This window comes from Dethiosulfatibacter sp. (assembly GCF_983023055.1).
This window is the reverse complement of sequence record NZ_CEZJXU010000217.1, coordinates 1-4,183: the sequence shown is the minus strand read 5'-3', so window position 1 is coordinate 4,183 and position 4,183 is coordinate 1. Positions and strand designations below refer to the sequence as shown.

Genomic DNA, 4,183 nt, shown 5'->3' with positions numbered 1-4,183 from the left:
TTCATTGAAAAAGGTTCAAGTCTCAAGGGTTTGAACCTTTTAGGCCGAAGAAGTCGTTATTTTGTCGATTAAAAATATTGCTCTGACTGTGAGAATATTATGAAAAAGAAAGAGGTTTTAAATATGAATATGAAATGGCATATTTCTTTTAAGGGAACTATACAAATGTTTCCAGGACCTTCTGGGTGGTACTATGTTGCAGTACCTAAAAAATACACAAGTGATCTAAAAAACCAAAGAGGAACATGGGGAATGTATCCAATTATAGCACAAGTAGGTAACACATCATGGAAAACTAAGCTCATGACGAAGAAAGGTGGCGATTTTTTCATAGCGCTCAAGTCAGATATAAGAAAAAAAGAAGAACTTTCGGCTGGAGATATAATCTCAATTTCATTTCAATTAGAATTAAAAACGGAATAATATATCAATAGTGCTTGTCGAATGCATAATGTGTTGAAATAATTGAAGCTCCGCAGTCCTTTGTTATCAACGGTTGCGGAGATTGTTTTTTATTATAATTCAAATTTTCATTAATTGATATCAGGTTTTATGCGAAGCAGAAACTCCATTAGTATACCCACTAAAATAAGTGCAACTAGAGTTAATATAAATCTTAGCGATGCAAAGGCTACTCCCAAAAATTTGATTTCCACCATGAGCTGTGGAATTTTTAAAGCCGCCCAGGAGCCGAGAAATATAACCATATTACTGACATGTGCACCTTTTTTAAGAAGAGAAGCCGCCATAGGGAAAGCTACATATAATGGTCCTGTCGGTAGGGTTCCAAGTAATAATGAGAGTAGTATACCTTTGATTCCCGATCCTCGTCCTAACCATTTTTTGATTTTATCTTTTGGTATCCAGACCTCTAATAATCCCATCAGGATAAAAACAGGTGGTATTATAAATATCATTTCTTTGAAATAATCCAATGTAATAAGAGAGGAACGCTTTGCTGTATAAGGTGAGAAAATGGCTAATCCGACAAAAATCAAAAAAATTATGATTGGAACTTTAAACTTTTTAAGAAGTTCCATTACAATATCACCCCCATAATCCCGGCGATAACCAAGGCGGCAATGAATCCTAGACCGTTGCGTAGCAATGTGAAGTTCTTACCTAAAGCTTTAATCTCCATAGGTGCAGTCACAACACCTACCATAACAAGAGTAGTGATAAATGCTGATATAGTCATCACAGTTGAACCGGAACGCAATAAAGAGCCTGCTAATGGAAAGGCAACCAAAGAAGGTATCAGAGTAATAGAACCAATAATCGCAGCCATAATTGTTGCAATGAATCCTGCCTCAGATCCAACAAGCTTTGATATGGTTTCTGGAGTTAAAATGCCCAATGTTAAACCAACAATTCCCAGTACCGACAAAAGGTTTGGAGCTGTCTTTAATAATGTCTTTTTTGCAACAAGAAAAGCCTTCTTTGTTTTTTGCCTGTCTTTTACAAGAGATACCCCAAGGCATAATATCAACAAACCATAAATAGTAATTATGGTTGTCATTCGAATCACCATCCTATTCTCTAGTTTTGATTTGAACCCCCATAAGCCTTGCACCTGTGCTTGTTTCCATAGATACTAATGCTGGTTCAGTAATGAAGACCTGATTTTCTTTAAGTATGGATGATTCATCATTTTTCTTTAATAATACTTGACCTTTAACAACATAAAACATGACGAAAGAATCCATTTGGCACTGTGGTATTTTTTGTTCTGGCTCTAGAACAATAACTCTTGTTTTAAACAAATCATTTTGAAAAAAAACATTTGTTTTTCTATTCTCGTAACCTGTAGCTTCCAAATTCATTAAATCAAAAATTTCCATTATTTTTTCTCCTTGTGATTGAAGTTGTTAAGAATATAGTATCATGAATTTGTTGTATTGAATATCAATAAAATTATTGTGAGATTATTTTCAGGACAAGCAATGCCATTTAGCAGATTAAGTGATTGATATAAGAATGCTTTGGGAATAGTTTTTTGACAAAACCGTGAAAACATCACGTTTTTAATCAGTTTTATCGTGATATTTCCACGGTTTTGTCATACAATGAAGTAAGATAGGTATACATTATAATATAGAAAAGTTAAAGATATTTCTACAAGAGATACTGGTATATAAAATAATTAATTGTAAATAGGGAGAATTTAAATGACGAGATTGATTAATATAAGTGAAGGTAAGGCAGTTATTGATGATATGAGAAACTGCATATTCTGCGGTCATTGCGGAGCAGTATGTCCTGTAAATGCAATTGGATTTGTAGAGGATGAATATAGCGACGATATAATGGAATTTAATAATTTCAAAATAGAAGAATTAATTCAAAAAGTGGATACAAAGTTGTATTATGCTAAAAATAATGGCAAAAATCAATTTGTTTGTAATAAAGATATCATTTAATTTGAGATGTACCGTATAGGAAAATAAAAGATAACCGCTCTATTCCTTTTTATGATTAATGGACTGGAGCGGTTTTTTAATAATTCCAAATTGATTTACTTACCGTCGGTTGCAGTACAGAAATAGCCTTTGCCCAATTCATTTTCCTTGAAAAGTTCACAAGTACTACAGATACAACCTTTTTCTTCTTTGATGCAATGGCTTTTTTCGTAGGCGCAGAACATACCTTCTGCGTGAATCTTATCCTTGTCACCCATCATAAGAATCATATTTCCAGGCATGGATTTCATCTTGCAATAAAATGTGTAGCTCGGGCACTTCATGCAGATACATTTTTTCATATTTTCTGATGTTTTTGCTACTTTTGACATAAATTCATCTCCTTCTTTTTTTGTTGTATTGTGCAACGTTAAAAGTATAGGTTCATTTATTATGTTAACCTAAGTGTATACCTAAAGAAAAGAGGTGTCAATACTAATGTATTTACACCTATCAACAATTTGATGATATAATTTATTTTAGTACAATCAATAAACAGATGAGCTTATCTGTCAATTAGTTATAGAAAGAAGAGAAAAATCAGAATAAGTGGAGGGCGTATGATGTTAGATGATAAAGAGATACTAGAAGTGATGAAAAATGAAGCATATGCAAGATGTAGATATGAAATCTTTGCGGAAATTGCTAGAGAGCAGGGGTTGCATTATTATGCGAAGGTATTGGAAGAAATAGCTTTCAATGAGCTTTCTCACTTCAGAGAATTTATGAGGATATTGAACCTTAGAGGGGATACTTTAGAAAACTTAAAAACTGCAGTCATTGATGAGGAAGATGAATCTACCAATATTTATCCTAAATTATATCAGGATGCTATGGCGGATGGGAAACTCAATACAGCCAGGCTTTTTCAACAGATTACAAAGATTGAAGTATTGCACAAGGAAAGACTTGATAAACTAGCTAATCTTTTAGAGACTGATAGCGTATTTAAAAGAGATATTAATATAAAATGGAAATGTCTTACATGTGGTTATGTTCACGAGGGTAAAGAACCTCCGAATAAATGCCCCGGGTGTCAAAGTGGACAGAATTTCTATGAACCAGAAGACTTTTTACTATGAGCAAAGGAGTAAGATTATGAAATATCAGTGCGATGTTTGTGAATATATTTATGATGAAAACAAAGAAGGTGTTTTATTCGAAGAATTGGCGGAAGGATATAGATGTCCTGTTTGCAATGCTGCCAAGATATACTTTAAGGAGTATACGCCTCCAAGTGAAATAGAAAAAGAAATTGATAATATTGCTGAATCAAGTAATGAAATAATTGATCCTTCTATAGAAAGAGATTTATCATATCCAAGTGGATTTGAGAGAGATGATGACAGTATGGAGCCTCATATGAAAACAATTCATACTATGGCAAAAACTGGTAAGTATGTATCTGAGCCAATGAAAACAAGATTGCCTGTAGTTTCGTGGGATGATATTTTATTTTTAGGCGCTCAACTGTATAAATTGCCATTAGACGATAATGATCAGGTCAATACTACAACCATTATTGGAAAAAAAGCTAAATATCCTATGGTAATTGAGCATCCGGTTTATATAACCCATATGTCTTTTGGTGCATTGTCTAGAGAAATGAAAATATCTATGGCAAAAGGTTCTGCTCTTGCGGAGACTGCAATGTGTTCAGGTGAGGGTGGAATTTTAACAGAATCAATGGAGTCGGCTTACAAATACATATTTGAATATGTTCC

8 protein-coding genes are annotated in these 4,183 nt (G+C 33.5%); 4 read left to right on the top strand and 4 right to left on the bottom strand.

Annotation, left to right across the window (positions count from 1 at the left end; all coding sequences use genetic code 11):
• Positions 1-99 precede the first annotated feature (99 nt).
• Positions 100-423: a DUF1905 domain-containing protein gene (locus AC3AX0_RS08360; RefSeq protein WP_487549842.1), complete on the top strand. Its 324-nt coding sequence runs from the start codon at positions 100-102 to the stop codon at positions 421-423.
• A gap of 110 nt (positions 424-533) precedes the next feature.
• Here the strand turns inward: AC3AX0_RS08360 and AC3AX0_RS08355 are convergent, their stop codons facing one another.
• The 3 genes from AC3AX0_RS08355 to AC3AX0_RS08345 are packed head-to-tail and all read right to left on the bottom strand — an operon-like array spanning position 534 to position 1,841.
• On the bottom strand, positions 534-1,040 hold the full coding sequence (locus tag AC3AX0_RS08355; RefSeq protein WP_487549841.1) for a permease: 507 nt from the start codon (positions 1,038-1,040) through the stop codon (positions 534-536).
• Complete coding sequence (locus AC3AX0_RS08350; protein WP_487549840.1) at positions 1,040-1,519, bottom strand: permease; 480 nt, start codon at positions 1,517-1,519, stop codon at positions 1,040-1,042. The genes AC3AX0_RS08355 and AC3AX0_RS08350 overlap by 1 nt, the downstream gene beginning before the upstream one ends.
• A gap of 13 nt (positions 1,520-1,532) precedes the next feature.
• A complete protein-coding gene (locus AC3AX0_RS08345; RefSeq protein ID WP_487549839.1) occupies positions 1,533-1,841 on the bottom strand; it encodes a hypothetical protein in 309 nt (102 codons plus the stop codon).
• 327 nt (positions 1,842-2,168) lie between these two features.
• On the opposite strand from AC3AX0_RS08345, the gene AC3AX0_RS08340 reads away from it, so the two are divergent.
• Entirely contained in the window at positions 2,169-2,420 is a 252-nt protein-coding gene (locus AC3AX0_RS08340; RefSeq protein ID WP_487549838.1) for a 4Fe-4S binding protein, read from the top strand.
• 95 nt (positions 2,421-2,515) lie between these two features.
• Here AC3AX0_RS08340 and AC3AX0_RS08335 read toward each other — a convergent pair whose 3' ends face one another.
• Positions 2,516-2,791 carry a DUF2769 domain-containing protein gene (locus AC3AX0_RS08335; RefSeq protein WP_487549837.1) on the bottom strand — a complete coding sequence of 92 codons (276 nt, stop codon included), beginning with the start codon at positions 2,789-2,791 and terminating at the stop codon, positions 2,516-2,518.
• Between the two features lie 228 nt (positions 2,792-3,019).
• Here AC3AX0_RS08335 and AC3AX0_RS08330 point away from each other — a divergent pair, with 228 nt between their 5' ends.
• Positions 3,020-3,541, top strand: coding sequence for a rubrerythrin family protein (locus AC3AX0_RS08330; protein ID WP_487549836.1), 522 nt, complete (start codon positions 3,020-3,022; stop codon positions 3,539-3,541).
• On the top strand, positions 3,516-4,183 hold a 668-nt coding region (locus AC3AX0_RS08325; protein ID WP_487549835.1), incomplete at its 3' end, for a rubredoxin. The genes AC3AX0_RS08330 and AC3AX0_RS08325, both read left to right, overlap by 26 nt.